Consider the following 22,172-nt stretch of genomic DNA (forward strand, 5'->3'; position numbering starts at 1 on the left):
CAACTGTTATTTTTGGAAAGTTAAAAGATTTGTCCTTACTTTGTTAGCGTTGAACTTTAAAGCTAACTATTATGGGCAAGGGTAAGAAAAAAGTAGCGATTAGTAAGAAGGAAGAAGAGCAGGCCCAGAAGGTTGTCAAAATAGTGTTTGTCTCATTAATTATTTTGGCACTGATTATGCTGATTGCCTTTTCCTTTTTCGGCTGATAATCTCACCACAGGTTTATGTAATCTGTGGTGAGTTTTTTTGTAATACTACTGTAACCGGATTGTCATTCTTGTGTATCCTTGCAGTTGTACTTTTGCTGCGGATTAAGTAGCAAACAACTGAAATGAGTAGAATTACAACAACAGTCGTAACATTATTGTTGGCGGCAACAGCTTTCGGACAGGCTAAAGAAGACGCCGGAGATGGCAAAAAATTAGATAAGCAGACGATGGAATGGAAAGACTATTTGCCCGAGATTCATGGAACGATTCGGGGAAAATACGAATTCCAGACAGAAACAGAGGAAAGTCGTTTTGAAGTACGTAATGCGCGCTTTAGTGTTTCGGGAAATGTGCATCCTTTGGTTGCTTATAAAGCGGAAATCGACCTTTCTGACGAGGGCTCTATTAAAATGCTGGATGCGTATGTACGTGTCTTTCCGATGAAAGATCTTAATTTCACGATTGGGCAAATGCGGGTACCTTTTACGATTGATGCTCATCGTTCTCCTCACCAACAGTATTTTGCCAATCGTTCATTCATAGCCAAGCAAGTAGGAAATGTCCGTGATGTTGGGTTCACTACTGCTTATAAACATACGAGTGGCTTTCCGTTTATTCTTGAGGCCGGATTATTTAACGGTTCGGGGCTTACCAATCAGAAAGAATGGCATAAAACATTGAACTACTCGGTTAAAGCTCAGTTATTACCCGGCAAAAATTGGAATATAACACTCAGCACCCAGATGATAAAGCCGGAATCCGTACGGATTAATATGTATGATGCCGGTATTTACTATCAAAATAATCGTTTTCATATTGAAGCGGAATATCTATATAAAATGTACGGGCATGAGACGTTTAAAGATGTGCACGCTGTGAATAGCTTTGTCAATTACGACTTACCTTTGAAGAAAGTATTCAATAAAATTTCTTTTCTTGCACGTTATGACATGATGACGGATCATAGTGACGGCAAAATAGATAAGACGACAAATGCTTTGGTTATAAACGATTATGCACGCCATCGTGTCACGGGTGGGATCACACTTAGCCTTTCAAAAGCTTTCATTGCCGACCTTCGTTTGAACTTCGAAAAGTATTTCTATAAGAAAACCGGTATCCCGAAAGAATCGGAGCAGGATAAAATCGTAATTGAATTTATGACAAGGTTCTGATTTTTATGATTACTTTTGCGGCATGGCACAAGAAATAGAACGTAAATTTTTAGTTATCGGAGAGTATAAGTCGTTGGCATTTGCGAAAAGTCGTATTGTGCAGGGATATATCAGCAGTGCTCGTGGAAGGACTGTCCGGATACGTATCCGGGATGATAAGGGATACCTGACTATCAAGGGGGCTTCCAACGCTTCTGGTACAAGCCGTTATGAATGGGAAAAGGAACTGTCTTTGCCGGAGGCGGAAGAATTGATGAAGTTGTGTGAACCGGGAATTATTGACAAGACCCGTTATCTGGTGCGTAGCGGCAGGCATATATTTGAAGTTGACGAGTTTTATGGTGAGAATGAGGGGCTTGTGGTGGCGGAAGTCGAGCTGGCTTCTGAAGATGAGGCCTTTGTGAAGCCGGACTTTATCGGTGAAGAAGTGACGGGCGATATACGTTATTACAATTCCCGGCTAATGAAAAAACCGTATAAGATGTGGTGAACGTTAACAAATAAACCGTATATTTGTTCTTATAATAAAAAGGGTAGTATATGGATATGGAACAGTTATATGGTTATGTGCCACGCGAATTGGTAACCTTTATTCTGGTGACTTTATTCTCCTTGTTAATCGGACTCTCACAGCGCCGTATCAGTCTGAAGCGTGAAGGGGAGACGACTCTTTTCGGTACTGACCGCACATTTACTTTCATCGGTATATTAGGCTATCTTCTTTATATATTGGACCCTACGAGTATGCGTTTGTTTATGGGAGGAGGCGCCGTTTTGGGACTGTTGCTGGGACTGAACTATTATGTGAAGCAGGCTCAATTTCATGTTTTTGGCGTGACGACTATTATTATCGCCTTAATCACCTATTGTCTGGCTCCCATTGTGTCCACCCAACCTTCCTGGTTCTATGTCATGGTGATTGTGACGGTACTTCTGCTTACAGAACTAAAGCATACCTTTACGGAATTTGCCCAGCGGATGAAAAATGATGAAATGATTACGTTGGCAAAGTTTTTGGCTATTAGTGGTATTATATTACCTATGCTTCCACATAAAAACCTGATTCCGGATATAAATCTGACTCCTTATTCTATTTGGTTGGCAACAGTGGTCGTCTCAGGTATTTCCTACCTTTCTTATTTGCTGAAGCGGTATGTGTTTCATGAATCCGGCACTTTGGTGTCCGGTATTATAGGTGGGTTGTATAGTAGTACAGCCACTATTTCGGTACTTGCACGTAAAAGTCGGAAAGCTTCGGAGCAAGAGGCTACGGAGTACGTCGCAGCCATGTTATTGGCGGTCAGTATGATGTTTCTGCGTTTTATGATACTGATACTTATTTTTAGCAGGGAGATCTTTCTTTCTATTTATCCGTACCTGTTGATAATGTCAGTGGTATCTGCGATAGTAGGCTGGTTTATTCATTCACGGCAGAAACTTCCTAAAGATACTTCTGTCGAGTCGGAAGAGGATGATAGTAGCAATCCATTGGAATTTAAGGTTGCGTTGATCTTTGCCGTATTATTTGTCGTATTTACGGTTTTGACACATTATACTTTGGTTTACGCCGGTACAAGCGGATTGAATTTGCTCTCTTTTGTATCCGGTTTCAGCGATATAACCCCTTTTATTTTGAACTTATTGCAAAACACGGGGAGCGTTGCCGTACTGATTATTACAGCTTGCAGTATGCAGGCGATTGTAAGTAATATACTGGTGAATATGTTTTATGCCTTATTCTTTGCCGGGAAAAGAAGTAAACTTCGTCCTTGGATTTTGGGAGGCTTCGGAGCAGTGATTGCCTGCAACCTTGTTTTGCTATTATTCTTTTATCTTTAAGAAAGTCTCCTTTTTTCTATTTGTCATACAAACATCTTCTTTTTCGTTTGCTTTCTGCTAATAAAAAGATTGAAAAACTTTGTTTTTCTTTTTTCTTTTTGTGTTTTATTAAAAAGTTAGATTTATATTTGTTATCTCATAATATTTAATCTATTTTTGTGCCTGATTAGCATTGTATTAGGGAACAATGTAGACAAATAAGCAAAAATAAACGCGTAAGACGCAGGTTATGGGAAATGAGGGCGAAGGGCATAGTGCTTTCCTTGTACAAGGAAAGCCGGTGTCGTTTATATGTAAACGCAAAAAGATTTGGCATATTTCTAGAATAAAACTACTATTTTGTGTATTGTTTTTATTCTTTTCCTTTTTAGGGGTAGAATGCTATGCTCAATCTTCTATGCGTAAGAAGGCAGTAGAAAACAAAGATTCTATCATGCCTTTTAAATCTCGATGGGCATTTAAAACAAATGCTGTCGAGTGGCTTGTATTGTTACCTAATGTTACTGCCGAATTCGATTTGTTCGGCTCTCCTTACAAACACTACACATTAAGTCTCGGTATCAAAGGCAACTGGAATACTTCTCAAAATTACAAACCTAGCATTGTATATAATCTGGTTGATGCCCGTATGGAGTTCCGGAAATATTTCCGTACTACTCAACGTAACTTCCATCATCTGGATTCTGCTTCTTTCTTTCAACGGATGAAAGAGGAAGTGTTCACTATTAAACGTTTCCATCCTCGTTATTGGCGTGCCTATTATTGGGGGGTGTATGCTGACGTTGCTAACTATAATTTTAAATTTGGTTCGACAGGAATGCAGGGTTCTGCTTACGGTTTGGGTGTATCCGGTGGATTCAGCATTCCTTTATATGGTTATCGCCAGAACTTCATTGATTTGGAGTTAGGTGCCAGTGTCGGATTTGTATACACTAAATATGATGCGTATAAGCATGATGCTGAAAGTAATTGTTATCCTCGCTTACCTGAAAAAAGTAAGGGAGGCCATTTAGTTCCTTTCCCGGTTGTCAGTGATTTGCGGGTAGCTTTTGTTTATCGTTTCTCTACTTCTGTCAAGAACAAGTATAAGCTAATTGATTATGATAAGATAAATGCGCGTGCGGAAGCTAAGCGTCAAAAGCAATTGAGGCGTGATTCTATTAGTGAAGCACGGGATAAGGCGAAACATCTGAAAGAGTTGCAGAAAGACTCTATACGATTGGCAAAAGAAGCTTTGGACCAGATAAAGGACTCGCTTAAGAGACAAGATAAGTTGATGAAAGATTCTTTGGAACAAGTGAAAAAGTTGGAGAAGAAAAATTCAAAAGAAGAGAAGAAGCAAGCTGGAAAAGTAGTGGAAACACCTGAGATACAACAATCAACGGAGGAACAGCAACCTGCTCAGGAGAAACAGCCTGCTAAGTCTGATTCGCCTGAACCGCAGGCCGTCGAACCACAATCTTTGAAAGATCAGGGAATCGTGCCACTAACGACTAATGAGGGAGGTGAAGCGTAATGAAAGTGACTGTTATATATCAAATTCTATTGGCTTCCTTGCTTTTGGTCGGTTGTACAAAGGTAGATCTGTGTGATGAAACTACACATCCGCACGTGGTGGATGGGTTCTCGGTTACATATAATTGGAATGAACTGGGCTTATCTGCCGATGAAACGCCTGAGAAATTATATTTTGTGGCTACTCGTATCTTGAATACACGCCATATAGTTTATCAGACAGATAAAAATGGAAACTTTAAAGTGGAGAAGAGCAAAGAAGAAACGGCAATAACTCCTGATGACGGAAATACTGAAACTTCGGGTGACGGTTCAACCACTCGTGATAATACTGACACCACGCCTCCCGATGACCAGTCCGAACCTCAGAGTGAGTATCAGCCTGATATTAAGCTGCCTGGAGGTGAATATTTTATGATGGCTTTTACTAATCCTGCATATCCGATGGTGACAGTGACGCAGAAGGATGAAGCAAATGGAGACGTACAGGTTGAAAAAGAGGATACAAGAGTTGAATTAGTTAATCTGGATGAATTTAAGACTAATGAGGCGATTCCGGTGAAAGAAGTTAAAATGCGCCATAAGGAAGTGGAACACAAAGATGTTAGCAAAGAATTTGTAAATAATTGGAAATGGGCGGATCTAAATCCCGGTATCGGTTATGTGCGGGAAGCGGGACGAAAGTTGTTGGTTGCCCGTTGTGACTATTTAGAATTGGATGCAGGGAAGAATTATACGCAACCTTTCGATTTTGTTTCTTTAACTCAACATATTGATATAAACTTTACTGTTCAACTAGTAGCGGATGAAGATGGAAATCAGTTGACAGAGGAAGATATTCGAGATATCTATATAGAAATGGCGGGTATCGCTCCTGAGGTTTCCCTATCTACCGGCATTTTAAATATCGCAGAGTTGAAGAGAACAATTGTAGAAGTTACTGACCCGGAGGTTTCTCGGTCTGTAGAAGAAGAGAAGCCTACTGTGACTCTTTCGTGTAAAGCATCTTTGGAGGTATTTGGTTTAGTAGGGAGTGTAGATAGTTATACGATTACAGGTCCCGGTGTTTGTTGTATAGTTTTATATGTGAAGACAGGTACGGATACTCGTGCTATTCATGCGAAATCAAATTTGTCGAAGCAGATCAAGGAACAGGCAATTACGGTAGAAACAGGGCAAGTCAATGAAAGAAAGAAGGCGAAAGATCAGGCTGTATTGAAAATTGAGACACCTTTTCGTATTGTTGGTTTGAATCCTGAAATGGGAAGTGATGGCATCTGTGGATGGATACCGGTAGATGATGATATTCATGTAGAAATATAATGGGATGATGAAAAAAGGACAGATAACATATAAGAGGATTAAACAATACTTATTAATCGGGTTTTGTTCGATACTGTTGTTTAATTGTTCCAGAGATACGTATGTTGGGGAATTGCCGACAGACGATGATGCGCCTTTAGTGGAGCCAGTTCCTATTGTGTTGAGTTTAGGAATGTCTGATTTTGATATACTGACACGTGGTAGTGGTGAAGTCAATAATGGCAATGATGCCGATTTTTGGAATCAAGTAAGATTCTATGTGTATGCGTTCAATAAGGATCCGCAGACAGACTTGTCCAAACCTTGGAGTGCGACGAACGAAGATTTCTGTTTGTTGGATGGTTCTAGAACAGGAGGAGTGAATGCACAGGTTTCTAACCACGGGAAAGAAGTAGGAGTGAAGAAGGAAGATTCCAATTTAATGCTTTTCTATCCAGATGAAGAGTCGCAGAGTATCTATTATAATATGAGACATACCGATTGGCCATACAATTTCTTTGCTTACTATTTAGATGATTATGTTAGTGAGTGTCACCGTGAGAAAGATTATATCTATTACGACATCGAACTGGATGGGCGCAGAGACTTTATGTCATCTATGGCAAATATTGACAAACAGGAAGATAAATACGAGGGTAATCCATATAAAGATAAGATCTTGGGACGCGCATATAGTGCATATTCTGCTAATCATGGACTAAATCCGGTATTTCAGTTTGAACATCATTTAGTACTTCTTCGCTTTGTGGTTTGTAAACCGGATAATAGTCCCAATGAGGACAAAGATGAAAAAAAGAACATTCCCCCTTTGGATCCTAGTTTAACTGTAAAAAAGATTGAGGTAAATTCAAAATATAAAGGATGTTTTATAGTGGCGGTGAATGATCCTACTGATCAAACGAAACCTCAAAGAGGAATCTCATTTAATAATGAAGAATATAAGTATATCGAACTCAGAAAGAAGAATGGAGAATTGATAGGGAGTGATGGTTGGTGCGTAGTAGCTAAATGTCCTGTATATGGGGATGAACGGGATCATCTTTATGTCCTTGACAAAGATATAGATAATGATCGTGATACTGGTACAAGTTTATTAGTGGCACCTGCTGATTTTTATGAGGCTAAAATTAGTTTGAGTGCAGAAAATGGATTGCAAGGGTCATTATATACAGAAGTAGATGTTAAACTAGAAAATGATGAAGTATTCAGTGCAGGAAAAGCTTATACTATTTATCTGACGGTTAATAGTCTGTCTGATATTACGCCGAAGGTAACAATGGGGATGTGGGAAGATGGTGGAAGTGGAACTATAAACCCGAATGATAAATTTGAAGATGAAATGTGAAATTAAATATATTATTAATCTAAAAATTATGTGATTTATGAAACGATTTTTTCTTTATGCAATGATGACAGCCGGGATACTGGCTTCTTGCTCGCAAAGTGAAAACGAAGGCTTATCTGGAGATGAAACAGATATGCTTCCGAGTGCAGACAAAATCCTGATTTCTGCATCTGCTCCAATTGCTAAAATAGATGCAACTCCCACTCGAAGTTCTGGCTCTATTGGAGCTGATAAAGATGATTTACACGGCAAATGGAATAATGAAATACTTCATATTTATGCCTGCCAAAAAGATCCAGAGACGGGAATAACTCGTGCTGACAAAATTACTACAACTCAGGATACTTATGTGTTATTTGATGAAAAAGCGAAAGCAACTGGTGGATCTGATAGGGGAGATATAACTTGGCTGGAAGGAACTCCTTCTCGTTATTTTCCTCGTAATGGAGCCTATGACTTTTTTGGCTATTATGCTGATAATGCAATATCGGATGGTACAGTTGCACAAGTGAAAGATGGAAAAAGTGGCAATGGAAACAAAGTTCTATTTAAAGAGTTTACGATTACTGGTGCGGAAGATTTGATGGTTGCTAAAGCTAAATTGACTGATGAACAAAAGCCTAATCTTGATCAAATTGATTATAATAAAGCATTTAGTTCATATACCGCTCGTAGAGGCGTTCAACCTTCTATGACATTTGAACATTTATTAACTCGTTTAGTCTTTTTTGTAGATGGAGAAGGTAATGCGGCACCGGAGAAAGCTTATGTAAAGTCTGTTACAGTAAAGTCAAAAACGACAGGTGAGTTAGCTGTTGTTTATTCTGATGAAGATGATAAGGGGATTGTTTGGACAACTAATGATGCCGATAGGGTACCTTTGGCTCTTAAAGAAAGAGGTGATGATGGTCAAATGATAGATCTAGTGCCAGCTAATTCTTATGCTCCTCGAAAAGATGATCCTGCCAAAACGATTGGTGAAGCATTATTGGTGGAGCCAGAAGTGGAATCTTATGAAATTACAGTAACAATTCGTCAAGAAGAGGATGCGAATGGTAATCCTATAGATAAGCCCGAAGATACATTTACTAGAATATTGAAAGCCTCTGATGTAACAACAAAAGATGGTACTAAACTTGATAAATTTAAGGCCTCTAATTCTTACAATATTACTATAAGTGTTTATGGTGTAGAGAAAGTTGAAATTGAGGCTGTACTTGGTGCGTGGGGAGAAGGTGGTTCTGCTAGTATGAATCCGGATGAATTTACAGATGTACAATAATGACTAATTTATATATGAAAAAAAATAATTTATTTGTGTTTGGAATAATAGCGATGATGGCGAGTTGTTCCAATGGAGAAATGGGTGATCAGAAGGGACAGGATAGTTCTATTATAGATATACCTTTTGATGGAAGAATAGCTTTAAGTGCAAGTCCTGAAATTTCTGTTACTGAGACGAGAGCGGCTGTAACTGGATGGACTGATACTCCTATTCGTGTATGGGGGTTAAATAATACCGGTACTGGTTGGGACACTGATGATTCTTGTTTATTTCCGGGACCAAACCATTATGCAAATGGCGTAGTTGATTCAAACGGTAATGTTGTTTTTGATGGTTCAGAAGTTTATTTTTATCCCTTGAATAGTGATGTAGACTTTTCTTTTTATTCATGTAGCCCTCAGCCGCAGTCTACAATTACGCAAAATGCTGTTTTGGCCACATATGATATTACGGGTGCCCAAGATATTCTTTGGGGAGAAGCAATTGCTGCTGATGCTGAAGCTGAAAAAGGAGAGGTAATAGTAGATGGTATAAAGTATAATGGGTATAATGCTCGTTATTTTCGTAAGGGAGGTAAAACTCCTGTGCTGAAGTTCAAACACTTATTAACTCAATTACAATTTAAGGGTATTAAAGGTGACGAAGGAGGATATACCACAGGTGATGGTGTAGTTTGGCCTGTAAGTATTAGGAATATAGAGGTTATTTCAGCTCCAAAAGCTAGCTTGGTTGTGGCTGGTGCTAATAAAGGAACTTTAACTGCTGCCGCTGCTGATGATGATATTCCTGTGTATTTTGAAGGAGATATACCATATAGTAATTCTACGGCTACGGATGTATCTCCAGTGGAAAATACAGGAGCAAATGCTGGAACTACAATGGTGTTGCCTTCAACAACTGGTACTTATAAGGTTAAAGTAACATTGGTTGCTAATGTTAATGGTAAAGATAAAACGCAAGAAAATATAATTACTATAACATATAAGAAAGATGGTGCTGTAGCTCCGTTTGAAGCTGGTAAAATTTATACCGTTAATTTGACAATATATGGCTTACGTTTAGTTGATTTGGATGCGTCATTAGAACCGTGGACAAGTGAAGGTGCTATTGATCAAGAAGTAAACTAATTTATATGAATAGATGGATGATAGTAGGCGTATCATTATTATTTTTTACAGCATGTAGTAAGGATGATGATGGTACGTCTCAATCGGGTAATAATAACAATAATATGAATGGTGGAGCTGTGTTATCTTTCAGCTCCAGCATTTCTGCTTCTATTGTTGTAGATGTGATAGGACCTGGAACTCGTGCGCCATTAACGACCCTTGAACCGAATGCTCAGGTAGGCATTTTTGGTATTCCCGCAATTCAGGGTGCTTCGAATTCAGATTGTGACTTGTTTAATAAAAAACGTGAAAGTGATTTTCAGCAGAATCTGTTTAATGCTTGCTATACTTATGTGCCTGGATATGAGACTTTGCAAACAGAAAATTTGGCAACTTTTCCTAATACGAGTAATGCTGGATTAATGTTATACGGTTATTATCCTTTTACTGAAGATGTGGAGTGGCGCGAGATAAAGAGTGTGGCTCAGTGGGCTATACCATGGAAGCTGAATACTGCTGATATGTCTCTTACTAAAGATTATATGTATACATCTCAAACACCAACATGGTATTCAGAAGTAGGAACTAGTCCTATTGTTCTGAATTTTAAACATGCGTTTGGACGACTGGATTTTTGTTTTTATTCGACAAGTGCAGAGGTCTGTGAGGCTAATTATCGGGTTCAATCTGTGACAGTACAGTGTGATACTCCTGAAACTGGCTGGATGTCTTTAACGGACGGAACATTATCTTTTTCTTCTCCCAAATTATTGTCTTGTTTCCATCCTGTAGATAACGTAGGGATAGCTTATAATATGCCAGGAGAATCTGTTGCGAAGTTCATGTTTCCACCTGAGCAAACATTGATAAAAAAAATCACTTGTCTGGTTAAAGATGGGGGAAATAATGAACGTGAATATACTATTTATACTTCTAGTTATGGGTATAAGATACCGATAAAAAAGGGAAAGACTACATTGATGCGTATAAATTTCTTGCCAAAGGATGCTACATTCTCAGGACCGGCAAATGTGGATTCTTGGACTAACGGTACGACAATAGATAAGGATGTTAAGTTACAGTAATTGAAAGCATGACACGAATCGTAAAATATCTGTTCTTCTTTATTTTGCTGCTTGGGGCTGGAGCACAAGAGGTGTGCGCCCAGCAAATAGCAGTGAAAACCAATGGCTTGTCACTTTTGGCAGGAGTGCCTAACTTAGGATGTGAACTTGTAGTGGGAGAACGCTCCAGTGTTGATTTAAGTTTCTATGGAGGATACAAACCTTGGGGGACAGATATCAAGCTTATCGGAGTACAGCCGGAGTATCGATATTGGTTTAACGGACGTCCTATGGTGCGTGAATACATCGGTATATCCGCTTTGGGGGCGAGCTATGATATGCATCTGGGAAAACATATTTACGATGGAGATGCCATAGGCATTGGTATAACGATGGGATATTCGATGGTATTGGGAAAACGTCTGAACCTTGAATTTTCGGCAGGTTTCGGAGCCGTTTGTTTCTGGCACCAACAATACTATGAGAATGATAATTTTGAGGATTATCTGATCAATAATCCGGGAAAGACGAATGCGCATGGATATAAATTGTTTCCAGCCAAGTTAGCGGTTTCTATTTCTTATATTATTAGATAGTTAGAAAGTGAGATTGTAGATATGAAAGTAAATTTGATAAGGGTGAACGGAGCTATGAGAATAGCTTTTCTATTGATATGTTATTTAGCTACTTGTGTTCAGTTGAATGCGCAAGCTCCCAAATTAGTGATGGGACGTATTCTGGACAAAGAAGCATCCGAGAAGAAACGAAAACCTGTCCCGTTTGATATTTCTTCTATTGGTGACATAAAGATTTATTATTTCAATACCGTTCAAGAAGGAAAGGATATGGAAGCGGCACTGAACAAAGACAATATCAGTTTGACCCTTTCAGCCATGTACGAAGTACCCGATGCGACGGGAGCTTATCAGATTACTTTACCGGAGACCGGTTCATTGGTTATCAAAGTAAGTACGGCGCCCGCCGTATTTGAAGCAATCAGTGGTCGACGGGAGATTACTACGTATGTAGATATGGGACACATGATTAGTCAGGTAACCGTTGTGGGGCAACGTACAGAGGTAACGTCCATGCCCGAAACACCCGACCAGTATGGAGATATGATTATTTTGAACGGGGCAAAAGTTGCAGTTCCTCCACGTATTGGAAAGGACAATGCCCGAATGATCGTACAGCCATACGTGATAAATAATAGTAAAGGAAAGAAAGTTGAAATGTATCGTCTGCCTCGTGTATACGATGGTTCGCAATATTATCTGACTCAGGACCGTCGTATGGGATATGATATAACCCGGGATTCGCTGGACGCTTTTATCATTGAAAACGAACCCCTCTCGGCGGAGAAGGCTTCCTATATGTGGAATGATACAATCAAACTATCCAATGCGCAAGATAACTTCCAAGTGCTGGCTCTTATGCAGATGGAAGATTATACGCGTCCTTATTACGAACGCTTGTTGGAGCTCTCCACCCGTAGCCCCAGACGTCCGTTACGTTTCCTCGAATATTCGCTCGACCAGTATGAACTGGACCCTAAGAAATATGAGGAAAAACCGAAAGTTGAACGCCGTACCGGTGTGGAAGACATTTCTTTGAGCTTCTTACTGGGGAAGGCGGAATTGGATCCTGAAGATCCTAATAATGAAGTACAGTTGAATAAACTGAAAGCGAAGCTGTTGGAGGTGGTAAATGGCGAAAGTTCTACTTTGAAAGAACTTCATTTGTATAGCGTTTCGTCACCGGAAGGTTCTTATGCGTCTAATATGGCTTTGTCGCAACGTCGTCTGGCGTATGCACGTTCGTTGGTGTACTCTGTTATTCCGGCTCATACGATGCAACGTTTGTATACTTATACACCTAATGATTCGCGAGTTGCTACTTGGTTGGAGGTAGCGGATTTGCTGGAGCAAGATACGCTGCCTGCGGAGGCTGCCGCTATTCGCGAAATTGTAGAGAAATACCCGAAGAACCAAGACCAGCAATTTCGGCAAGTAGCTGCTTTACCTTATTATAGCACCATTATAAAAAGCCATCTTCCCAAATTGCGTTCAATGAAGTGCGAATATACCGCAGAAATTTATCGTGCCTTGACGAAGGAGGAAATATTGAATCGTTACCGGAATGATCCTGATTATCATTCGGGAAAAAAGAATTTTGCTTTGTATGAATACTGGCACTTATTCAATATGGTGAAAGATCCTAAGGAATTGGAGGAGCTGTATCGCCGTGCATATCACTATTCTCAAGAATTGACGGGAGGAAAGCCGTGGGTGCTGGCTGCTAATAATTTAGCGGTGGCTTACTTGAAACGCGATACGGTGGATACGGAAGTATTGAAGCCATTAATTGATTTCTCAGTGAGAGGCTGTAATGTGGAGCGTACGTTTGACGGACGTGTGATTGGTATTGATAATGTTGAGGAGGTGGTAGCCAATCAACTTGCCATGTATTTGAAGAAGGGAGATTTCTCGGAGGCCAGTCGTCTGGCACAATTACTGCCCGACAATGAGAAGAACAAGAAGATAAAGGCATTTGCGTTCTGCTTGGGAGGATATTATAAAGTGACCAGCGGATTGAATGATACGGAAATAGCCCGTCGTTTGGAAACATTTGAATTGGTCAAGAATAGTTCGCCTCTTAATAATGTCGTGATGTGTCTGGCGATGAAGACACACGCATGGAATGAAAAAGCGGAGAAAGCATTGGAGGATTTACCCGCAGACGATCCGAAGACGATGTACTTGAAAGCGGTGTTATATTGTCGTAAAGGAGACTTTTATGCCATGCAGGCAGAAGAGGCGTTGACAAACTGTTTCAAGAAGGACAGCAGTTATATCTCAATAGCCGAATGGGATGGAGATATCAGTGAAGACTGTTTCAAATATGCTAAGATGGGGTATGAAGATGCAATGACTACGGGAGGAAATGAATAGCTTAAATAGATAAATAATGGTGATGAAAAGATATATATTGACGTGTATTTGTTGTGGAATATTTGCGGGCGGCGTACTTGCCCAGCAGCAAGATTCCATTGCAAAGATGCGAGATGCAGCAGCTGCTCAGGATTCCGCAATGCAACGAAGAAGCCAGGCCGATACAGCCTATCGTGTGAAGTTCAATGCAATGAAGTATTCAATGCAGAAACGTTATCAGCCTAAAGGGATGGAGTTCAACAATAAAAAGTTCCTTGATAACTTCTTCTTCGGTTTTTGGGGTGGTTACAACCGTATTATTCCACAAGGGGATATGAATCTTTCCGGCGGACCGGAAATCGGACTGTCTGCCACTAAATTCTTTTCTTCTAAAAACGGAATGCGACTCTATGGAACATGGCAAAGCGCCAGTCGCCAGAGTGATAATGAAAAATGGAGCAATTATTCGTTCGGTATAGATCATATATTCAATCTTAGTACGGCTTTTGCCGGATATAATCCTTATCGTATGTTCGAGATTTCTACGGTTGAAGGGCTGGGTGTACATCTCGCTTCTTTGGCTGGAGAGAAAAAAAGAGCGGGCGATTTCCATCTGGGCTTACAGATGAAGTTGGCTACCGGGACGCGTCTGGACGTGTTTGTAGAACCGGCAATCTCCTTTTATACCGATAATATCGATATCTCCGGAGAAAATAACTGGCACGGATATGATATGGGATTTAATGCCCGTGTGGGGATGAATTATCGTTTAGGAACCTTCAAGCAGCGTGGAAGTACGGAAGCAGGAGAGGAGAATTTCTTGGATAATACTTTCATCAGTGCGGCTATGGGACTTCAAGCGCAGAATTCCTCATTGGCCAGGGAACAAGGACTGCTAGGCTCTACAGGACCTGTTTTTAATGTGTCCATAGGTAAATGGTTCTTGGATCTGTTTGGTTTCCGCTTATCTGCATTTGGATCGTATGATGCGTGGAAAGAGAATCAAAAGGCAGGTATGGACAGAATGACTCTGTATGGAGGCGGACGGGCAGAAGTGATGTTGAATCCTTTTGCGTTGTTCAAGAAAGAAGCGCGTTCTATGCGGTGGGGAGTTGTCCCGATGTTCGGTGTCGAGTTGGGGATGATGAAGAAACAGGATGAGCAGGAGGTTATTTCTAAAACATATACGGGATGGACAGGCGGAGTACAGTTTAAGTATTATCCGATAGAGAACTTGGCTTTCTTCGTAGAACCACGTATGTCGTTCGTACCTTATACCTTTACAGAGAAGACGATTTCCGGAAAAGTGAATGAGTATTCTTTTATGGATAAGCTGATGAATATTAGTGTAGGGGTCGAATTGCGTCGTCCTACTCGTCCGCAATGGCAGCAGTTAGCCAAACTTAGGGAAGATTTTACTCCTTATTATTATACTTCTTATGCTGTCGGCATGACAATGCCGCAACAGTTGAACCGCCCTACTTCACGCCGCCCGGGTTTCATTACCGGAGCTGCGGTCGGACGGCAGTTTAGTCCGCTTTCCGGATTCCGTTTAGGACTTGACTTCAACAATGCGGCTACCCGTTTGGCGGATGCTAAGATTGACCGTTACACTTTTACGAGCCTTTCTTTGGATTATATGTTTGATATATCCAATTGGGTAATCGGTTATGATCTGGAACGTAAGTTTGGTACGGAAGTTTTTGCCGGTCCGGTCATTACCCATCGCTTTGAACCGGGAAAGACCTATTTGGGAGGAGAAGGCGGTGTACGTCCTTATTGGAGGCTAGGTGAGCAATTTGATGTTTTTGCTGAGTCTAAATTGCGACTGTATACGCAACGTTATATCAATTCGCGTGAGGGTAAGGGAACTCCTTTACAGCTCTCTTTTGCGGTGGGTACTTCGTATCGGTTCAGCCCTTCTTATCGTAAGAGATTGTTAGAAAGCGGTTTTGGTGATGGAACATTCTGGGGAAATACTTTCATCAGTGGAGGTGTCGGCTTTCAGTTCCTAAGTGGTTCGGGACGTTCTATGGGAGCTTTAGCTTCGGTAGGGCCTACTATGAGTGTATCTGCCGGTAAATGGTTTCTACCTTTCTGGGGATTACGTTTCTCCGGTTTTGCAGGCATAAGTAGTTGGGGACAGGCTGCGCGTGAAGATGGAACTCTTGCTGACAAGCGAACGATGCAAGGAGGAGTCCGGATAGAGAGTATGTTGAATCTTCTTTCTTTCTGGCAGCATGATAATGAACAACGTTGGGGAATTGTTCCGATGTTAGGTCTGGAACTAGGTAAGGTACGGAGGCAAAATGAAAATATAAAGGTTAGTGCGGCAGGTGCTGCATATGCCGGTGTGACGGCAGGGCTGCAATGTAAATATTACTTCTCCGATCATACGGCATTATTTATAGAACCTCGTTTCTCTCGTATTCCTTATTCTTACAGAGATGTCAACGTTATTGATAATTATGTGGGTCCTCGCATCTCTACGACAGATAATGTGATGAGTGTGCAGGTCGGACTGGAATTCCGTCGTGCAGGTGGTAAGACGTTGAAAGAGCTGGCTGCTCGCAGAAGTGAATTCGAACCTTACTATTTTGCCTCATGGAATGTAGGTGGAAATATGCCTATTCATCGGGTGAAACTAGATGACGGTTCCGGTCTTGGAGTTTTAATAGGAGTGTCTGGGGGACGGCAGTTCTTCCCTTGTTCCGGTGCACGGGTAGGCTTGGATTATGTTGCTTTGCCGGGAAAGAACGGATCGGATGCCCGTAAGCTGATTAGTTTATCGGCAGATTATCTCTTTGATGTGACTCATTTTATGGGAGGTTATAATCCGAACCGTAAATTTGGTGTTGAGTTGCTTGCAGGTCCTGTTTTTTCATTCGGAAAAGAGCCTAATAAAACGAATATCGGTGCGGAGGGCGGTGTACATTTTTATTATAAACTGCTTAAGGGATTCGGTGTTTTTGCCGAACCTCGTTTGCGACTATACACTAAAGATATATGGTCGGGTGGAGATTTGACTCCTGTTCATGCATCATTCTCGGTGGGAACCTCTTACAGATTTTGATTTATGAGAGTATAACGTGTACTCAAAGTATTGCAAGCTTTTTTAGGGATATTCCTAAAATAATAAAATATAAGGCAACTGATTCGTAATGAAGAAGTTGCCTTATTTATTAAATATAGTCATCGCCCAGTTGAATTTGGGCGTCATTGACATATTTGCGGATGGAATGTTCTTCGTCTTTACGGCAAATAAGTAGGACGTTTTCGGATTCCGCTATCAGGTATCCTTCCAATCCGTCAATTACAGCGAGTTTTCCTTTCGGTAATACTACCATATTGTCTTTGCTGTTATATAAAAGTGAATGACATTTTAAACTGACGTTACCTTCTTGGTCTCTGTCTGATAAATCATAAAGTGATCCCCAGGTTCCAAGATCAGACCAGCCAAAATCTCCTAATGATACATATACATTATCTGCTTTCTCCATAATGCCGAAATCGATGGATACATTAGGGCATGCCGGGAAATTTTCTTCAATAAATGCTTTTTCTCCATCAGTGGCATAAATTTCCTTTCCGGGCGCCAGTTTAGAAGTCAGCTCGGGCAATAAGGATTCACTCGCTTTGATAATGCTATTTACATTCCACATGAACAGTCCGGAATTCCAATAAAATTCTCCACTTTCTACAAATACCTTAGCTAATTCCAGTTCCGGTTTCTCGGTGAATGTTTTTACTTTGTAGAAGTTATCTCCGGCAGGCTCGGCGATTTGTATATATCCGTATCCGGTTTCCGGTCGATTAGGCTTAATTCCTAGTGTCAGTAGCTTTTCAGAGTGTGAGACAAAATCCAGTCCTTTTTCGATAGCGGCAAGAAATTCATCTTCCTTTAAAATAAGGTGGTCTGAGGGGGCCACTACTATATTGGCATTTGGATTCAGTGCCCTGATGTGATAGGAGGCCCAAGCTATGCATGGAGCGGTATTTCTTCGTGCAGGTTCTAGCAGTATTTGTTTTTCGTTTACTTCGGGTAGCTGCTTTTTAACTAAGTCTGCATACATTGCATTGGTAACGATAAAAATATTTTCTGTTGGTATTACCTTTTGGAAACGATCAAACGTTTGTTGTAAGAGTGAACGACCGGTTCCGAAGAAATCTAAGAATTGTTTAGGCAATGTTTTGCGGCTAAACGGCCAGAAGCGGCTTCCAATACCGCCACCCATAATCACGCAATAATTATCCTTGTTTGTCATAATAGAGACTCTATTTAAAAGTTTCTGCTAATGTACGGTTTATTCTCTGAATATAGAAGTGTTTGAGATATGTTTTATTATTTTTTTCTCCTTTTTTCTACCAAACTATTGCAGATTCAAAATAATGTCGTATCTTTGCACCGCAATTGAGAAATCAAGTATGCCCAGATGGCGGAATCGGTAGACGCGCTGGTCTCAAACACCAGTGGATTCACTTCCATCCCGGTTCGACCCCGGGTCTGGGTACGAATAAACCCTGATAATCACTTGATTATTAGGGTTTTCTGCTTTTATAGGGCGTACTAAACGTGTACTGAATGACGAATACAAAGAAAAGGTGTACTTTAATAGTTTTCTTCCCCATATCTTTATAATTTCTTAACGCTTATCCTATCTTTATCTACCTTATTATTGCCGATGTTTTCGGGAAAAGTGAGATTCTTACCTTATATTTGTAGTAAGAACGTTTAAAGGCGCACGATTATGGAAAATCATATGGAAAACAATTTCAGAGAAATACAGAAGATATTAGATAGTTGTATAGCTCATGACTATAAAACTAAAGTAGATGCACTATTTTTAAAACGTGAATATTTGACGCAAGCTCAGCTAAAGGATTATTTGCGGCAAGAAATTTTCCGTGTGACTGAAAATATTGTAGCCATCCAACAAAAATACCGTGTCGTGCGTAACATTGTATTGGATATGGATATTCCCGATTTTTTGTGGGAAAGCGGTTATTTTGAGGACTTGAATTCTGATGAAAGAAAAAAGTATATCGGTTTCCGCTGCTCTGATTTTGATATGGACGCATATTTGCATGAACCGTCCTGTTATGATGGGCGGCTTCCCTATTTGTCTATTATCGTTAATCTTGTCGTGCTTTCCAAGTATTTGCGCTATCTGCAAGAACAGGAAAGCAATTACCATACAGATGCGGTTGCCATCCAAGAGCAAGTCTTGCCAAAAGAGAAAGAGGAAAGTGCAGATACTAATCCAACCAAGATTGTGGGCAAAAGCAATCCTTTCAAGTCCACGTTGAAAGCCAATGAAATCAAACTTCTGACCGACTGTGTGAATGAAGCGAATATGTTTACTACTACCGTCAGTGCCAAAATACTTACCGATTTTTTCAACTGCAAACTGAATGGGGTATTGAAAGTTAATAATACTCGTCTGTTAGCCTATCTTATGATGCAACTTAGCTGTTATAATTACATCGTTTATGAATGGCAGTCTGTCATAGCAAACAATAAGCTGATATTGAAGAAGATAAAAGGAGAACCGCTTACACGTACTGACCTGTCGAGTGCGACAGACCAAGCAAAAAACATCTATCCGAAAGGATATGAAATCATAGACAAATACATCAAACAACTGAAAAAAGGTTGAGCATAGATTGAACGCTCAAACAAAGGTCAATTAGACTTCATTTTCAACCTCTTAACTTTGCCCCCGTTAACAAAAAAACGAGGGTGCGCACCTTCATATTGTTTCACCTAAATTCCTAAACAATATGGAAAGAGATTTAGAGTTAAGAGTTTCCGAACTCGAAAAGATGTTGTTCCTTTCAAAGAGTGTGCTTAGCTTCGATGAAGCGAGCAAGTTCTTGAACCTTTCTAAAAGTTACCTGTACAAGTTGACTTCGGGTAACTTGATACCCCATTACAAGCCGCAGGGCAAAATGCTTTATTTTGAGAAAGCGGAGTTGGAAGCATGGTTACGTCAGAACCCGGTCAAGACGCAGGCGCAGATAGAGCAGGAAGCGCAGAAGTATATCCTTAACCGTCCTCTAAAGAAATAACGGCTATGGAAAATAGAAAAGCGACAGAAGCCGGGCAGGGTGTTACCATACAGAAAGAGGATTTCGCAGCCCTTTGGAAAACCATTCATTTAAAGGTAACGGACACTTACGAAGTGCCGCCCGAAATACTCTGGGTGAACGGCTCTACCATTGGCACGCTGGGTAATTTCAGCGCATCCACGGGTAAAGCCAAGAGCAAAAAGACATTCAACATCTCCGCTATCGTTGCGGCAGCGTTGAAGAATGACGAGGTACTGAAGTATTCGGCATACCTGCCACCGAACAAGCGGAAAATCCTCTATGTAGATACCGAGCAGAGCAAATACCATTGCCATAAGGTCATGGAGCGTATTTTACGGCTTGCCGGACTACCTACCGACAAGGACAGGGACGATTTTGTTTTCATCGTGCTAAGAGAGCAGACCCCCGACAAGCGGAAACAGATTATCGGCTATATGCTTGAAAATATGCCCGATGTGGGGTTGCTCATCATTGACGGAATCCGTGACTTGATGTACGACATCAACAGTCCCAGCGAATCAACCGACCTAATCAACCTTTTGATGCGCTGGTCAAGCGGATATAACCTGCATATCCATACTGTTCTACATTTGAATAAGGGGGATGACAACACAAGGGGGCATATCGGCACGGAACTGAACAACAAGGCTGAAACCGTCCTGCAAATCACGAAAAGCCGGCAGGACGGCAACATAAGCGAGGTAAAGGCAATGCACATACGTGACCGGGAGTTTGACCCGTTCGCATTCCGTATCAATGACAACGCTTTACCCGAAATCGTGGATGATTATGTATTCCAACAACCTAAGCAGGACAGGAATTTTCCGCTTACGGAACTGACTGAACAGCAACACCGGGAAGCGTTGGAGAACGGTTTCGGCAAGCAGGTGGTACAAGGCTATTCCAATGTCATAGCGGCATTGAAGCAGGGTTATGCGAGTATCGGCTACGAGCGTGGACGCAATGTCCTTGTGTCACTTAACAAGTTTCTTGTGAACAAGCGCATGATTGTGAAAGAGGGCAAGGGCTACCGCTATAATCCCGATTTCCATTATTAAAAGTCCGTTTGGTTTAGTCCGGGTGTATATATAAGAGGAACGGACTTACTATTTCCCTGTATCGGAACAAGCAGGTTTAGTATGGTACGGGTATATATATAACGGACTAAACAGGACTGGCGCACTTTTCAACTATTTTTTAATCCCCCAAAAAGAAAATGTTATGAATATCGAAGATGTGAAACAAATACCCATCGCAGACTATCTGCACAGTTTAGGCTACTCTCCTGTCAAGCAGCAGGGCAACGGCTTATGGTACAAATCACCGTTAAGGGAGGAACACGAACCGTCTTTCAAGGTGAACACTGACCGCAACCTTTGGTATGACTTTGGCGCAGGTAAGGGCGGCAACATCATTGCACTGGCAAAGGAACTTTATTGCTCCGGCAGCGTGCCATACCTTTTAAACCAGATAGCAGAACAGACACCGCACATCCGTCCGGTCAGTTTTTCTTTTCCCCAGCGTAGGACAGAACCGAGTTTCCAACATTTGGAAGTCCGTGACTTGACCCATCTGGCATTGCTCCGTTACTTGCAGGGACGAGGTATCAATGTCGAACTGGCAAAAAGAGAATGCAAGGAACTCCATTTTATCAATAACGGCAGACCATTCTTTGCTATCGGTTTCCCGAACATGGCAGGAGGTTACGAGGTTCGCAATTCCTTTTTTAAGGGTTGCATCGCCCCGAAAGACATCACCCATATACGGCAGCAGGGAGAGCCGAGAGAGAAATGTTTGGTATTCGAGGGTTTTATGGACTATCTTTCTTTCCTCACGTTCCGGATGAAGAACTGTCCGACCATGCCCGACCTTGACAGACAGGATTATGTCATACTCAACTCTACTGTCAACGTGCCGAAAGCCATTGACGTGCTGTACCCGTATGAACGCATCCACTGTATGCTTGACAATGACGAGACGGGGTATAAGGCGACACAGGCTATTGCATTGGAATACTCCTTCCATGTGCGTGACTTCTCGGGCAATTATAGGGGCTATTCGGACTTGAACGATTACCTGTGCGGCAAGAAGCAGGAACAGAAGAACAGCACCAGCCAAGTGCAGGAGATAAAGCAGGAAACCGGACAACGTGCCGCCCCAAGACAGAAAAGGGGCAGGGGGATTTAGTCCGGCAGGATTACCAACGGCAGGCGGTTTAATTTGGAGAGCAAGGTTATGTTTCGGTAAACCGAAACTACCTTGCTTTGCTCATCGCAAAGAAAATTTCT

General features: G+C 41.2%; 18 protein-coding genes and 1 tRNA gene. 18 read left to right on the forward strand and 1 reads right to left on the reverse strand.

Annotated features, from left to right (window positions below; genetic code table 11):
- Window positions 1-71 precede the first annotated feature (71 nt).
- The 13 genes from GD630_RS21455 to GD630_RS17380 all read left to right on the forward strand — a co-directional run bounded on the left by GD630_RS21455 (window position 72) and on the right by GD630_RS17380 (window position 16,867).
- Window positions 72-206, forward strand: coding sequence for a hypothetical protein (locus tag GD630_RS21455; RefSeq protein ID WP_007756564.1), 135 nt, complete (start codon window positions 72-74; stop codon window positions 204-206).
- A gap of 125 nt (window positions 207-331) precedes the next feature.
- Window positions 332-1,384 (forward strand): porin, encoded by a 1,053-nt coding sequence (locus GD630_RS17325; RefSeq protein WP_143865139.1) that lies wholly within the window; start codon window positions 332-334, stop codon window positions 1,382-1,384.
- A 22-nt stretch (window positions 1,385-1,406) separates the two neighbouring features.
- Window positions 1,407-1,874 (forward strand): CYTH domain-containing protein, encoded by a 468-nt coding sequence (locus GD630_RS17330; protein ID WP_007763350.1) that lies wholly within the window; start codon window positions 1,407-1,409, stop codon window positions 1,872-1,874.
- A gap of 56 nt (window positions 1,875-1,930) precedes the next feature.
- Window positions 1,931-3,223 carry an MgtC/SapB family protein gene (locus GD630_RS17335; RefSeq protein WP_143865198.1) on the forward strand — a complete coding sequence of 431 codons (1,293 nt, stop codon included), beginning with the start codon at window positions 1,931-1,933 and terminating at the stop codon, window positions 3,221-3,223.
- 397 nt (window positions 3,224-3,620) lie between these two features.
- Window positions 3,621-4,739 (forward strand): DUF3575 domain-containing protein, encoded by a 1,119-nt coding sequence (locus tag GD630_RS17340; RefSeq protein WP_017143016.1) that lies wholly within the window; start codon window positions 3,621-3,623, stop codon window positions 4,737-4,739.
- Complete coding sequence (locus tag GD630_RS17345; RefSeq protein ID WP_143865137.1) at window positions 4,739-6,061, forward strand: hypothetical protein; 1,323 nt, start codon at window positions 4,739-4,741, stop codon at window positions 6,059-6,061. Before GD630_RS17340 ends, GD630_RS17345 begins: the two co-directional genes overlap by 1 nt.
- 4 nt (window positions 6,062-6,065) lie before the next feature.
- Window positions 6,066-7,406, forward strand: a complete 1,341-nt coding sequence (locus GD630_RS17350) for a fimbrillin family protein (protein ID WP_238482936.1) — start codon at window positions 6,066-6,068, stop codon at window positions 7,404-7,406.
- A gap of 37 nt (window positions 7,407-7,443) precedes the next feature.
- On the forward strand, window positions 7,444-8,688 hold the full coding sequence (locus tag GD630_RS17355; protein ID WP_143865136.1) for a fimbrillin family protein: 1,245 nt from the start codon (window positions 7,444-7,446) through the stop codon (window positions 8,686-8,688).
- A gap of 14 nt (window positions 8,689-8,702) precedes the next feature.
- Window positions 8,703-9,818, forward strand: a complete 1,116-nt coding sequence (locus tag GD630_RS17360) for a fimbrillin family protein (RefSeq protein WP_182505650.1) — start codon at window positions 8,703-8,705, stop codon at window positions 9,816-9,818.
- A gap of 5 nt (window positions 9,819-9,823) precedes the next feature.
- Window positions 9,824-10,885 carry a fimbrillin family protein gene (locus tag GD630_RS17365; protein ID WP_143865134.1) on the forward strand — a complete coding sequence of 354 codons (1,062 nt, stop codon included), beginning with the start codon at window positions 9,824-9,826 and terminating at the stop codon, window positions 10,883-10,885.
- A gap of 8 nt (window positions 10,886-10,893) precedes the next feature.
- A complete protein-coding gene (locus tag GD630_RS17370) occupies window positions 10,894-11,460 on the forward strand; it encodes a DUF3575 domain-containing protein (protein WP_143865133.1) in 567 nt (188 codons plus the stop codon).
- A 21-nt stretch (window positions 11,461-11,481) separates the two neighbouring features.
- Entirely contained in the window at window positions 11,482-13,815 is a 2,334-nt protein-coding gene (locus tag GD630_RS17375; RefSeq protein WP_143865132.1) for an OmpA family protein, read from the forward strand.
- 22 nt (window positions 13,816-13,837) lie between these two features.
- A complete protein-coding gene (locus GD630_RS17380; RefSeq protein ID WP_238482937.1) occupies window positions 13,838-16,867 on the forward strand; it encodes a hypothetical protein in 3,030 nt (1,009 codons plus the stop codon).
- A gap of 109 nt (window positions 16,868-16,976) precedes the next feature.
- On the opposite strand, the gene GD630_RS17385 is transcribed toward GD630_RS17380, so the two are convergent.
- Window positions 16,977-18,059 (reverse strand): mannose-1-phosphate guanylyltransferase, encoded by a 1,083-nt coding sequence (locus tag GD630_RS17385; RefSeq protein WP_143865130.1) that lies wholly within the window; start codon window positions 18,057-18,059, stop codon window positions 16,977-16,979.
- Window positions 18,060-18,221: 162 nt separating this feature from the next.
- Here GD630_RS17385 and GD630_RS17390 point away from each other — a divergent pair.
- The 5 genes from GD630_RS17390 (at window position 18,222) to GD630_RS17410 (ending at window position 22,071) form a co-directional block, all read left to right on the forward strand.
- Window positions 18,222-18,305: transfer RNA gene (locus GD630_RS17390), tRNA-Leu, on the forward strand.
- A gap of 237 nt (window positions 18,306-18,542) precedes the next feature.
- The gene (locus GD630_RS17395) at window positions 18,543-19,451 is read left to right on the forward strand and encodes a hypothetical protein (protein ID WP_032579580.1); all 909 of its coding nucleotides are present in this window, start codon (window positions 18,543-18,545) and stop codon (window positions 19,449-19,451) included.
- 124 nt (window positions 19,452-19,575) lie between these two features.
- A complete protein-coding gene (locus GD630_RS17400) occupies window positions 19,576-19,863 on the forward strand; it encodes a helix-turn-helix domain-containing protein (RefSeq protein WP_025868291.1) in 288 nt (95 codons plus the stop codon).
- A 5-nt stretch (window positions 19,864-19,868) separates the two neighbouring features.
- Window positions 19,869-20,942, forward strand: a complete 1,074-nt coding sequence (locus tag GD630_RS17405) for an AAA family ATPase (RefSeq protein ID WP_032579577.1) — start codon at window positions 19,869-19,871, stop codon at window positions 20,940-20,942.
- A gap of 163 nt (window positions 20,943-21,105) precedes the next feature.
- The gene (locus tag GD630_RS17410) at window positions 21,106-22,071 is read left to right on the forward strand and encodes a toprim domain-containing protein (RefSeq protein WP_032579575.1); all 966 of its coding nucleotides are present in this window, start codon (window positions 21,106-21,108) and stop codon (window positions 22,069-22,071) included.
- Window positions 22,072-22,172: the final 101 nt, after the last annotated feature.

This window comes from Bacteroides zhangwenhongii, assembly GCF_009193325.2.
Lineage (GTDB): Bacteria > Bacteroidota > Bacteroidia > Bacteroidales > Bacteroidaceae > Bacteroides > Bacteroides zhangwenhongii.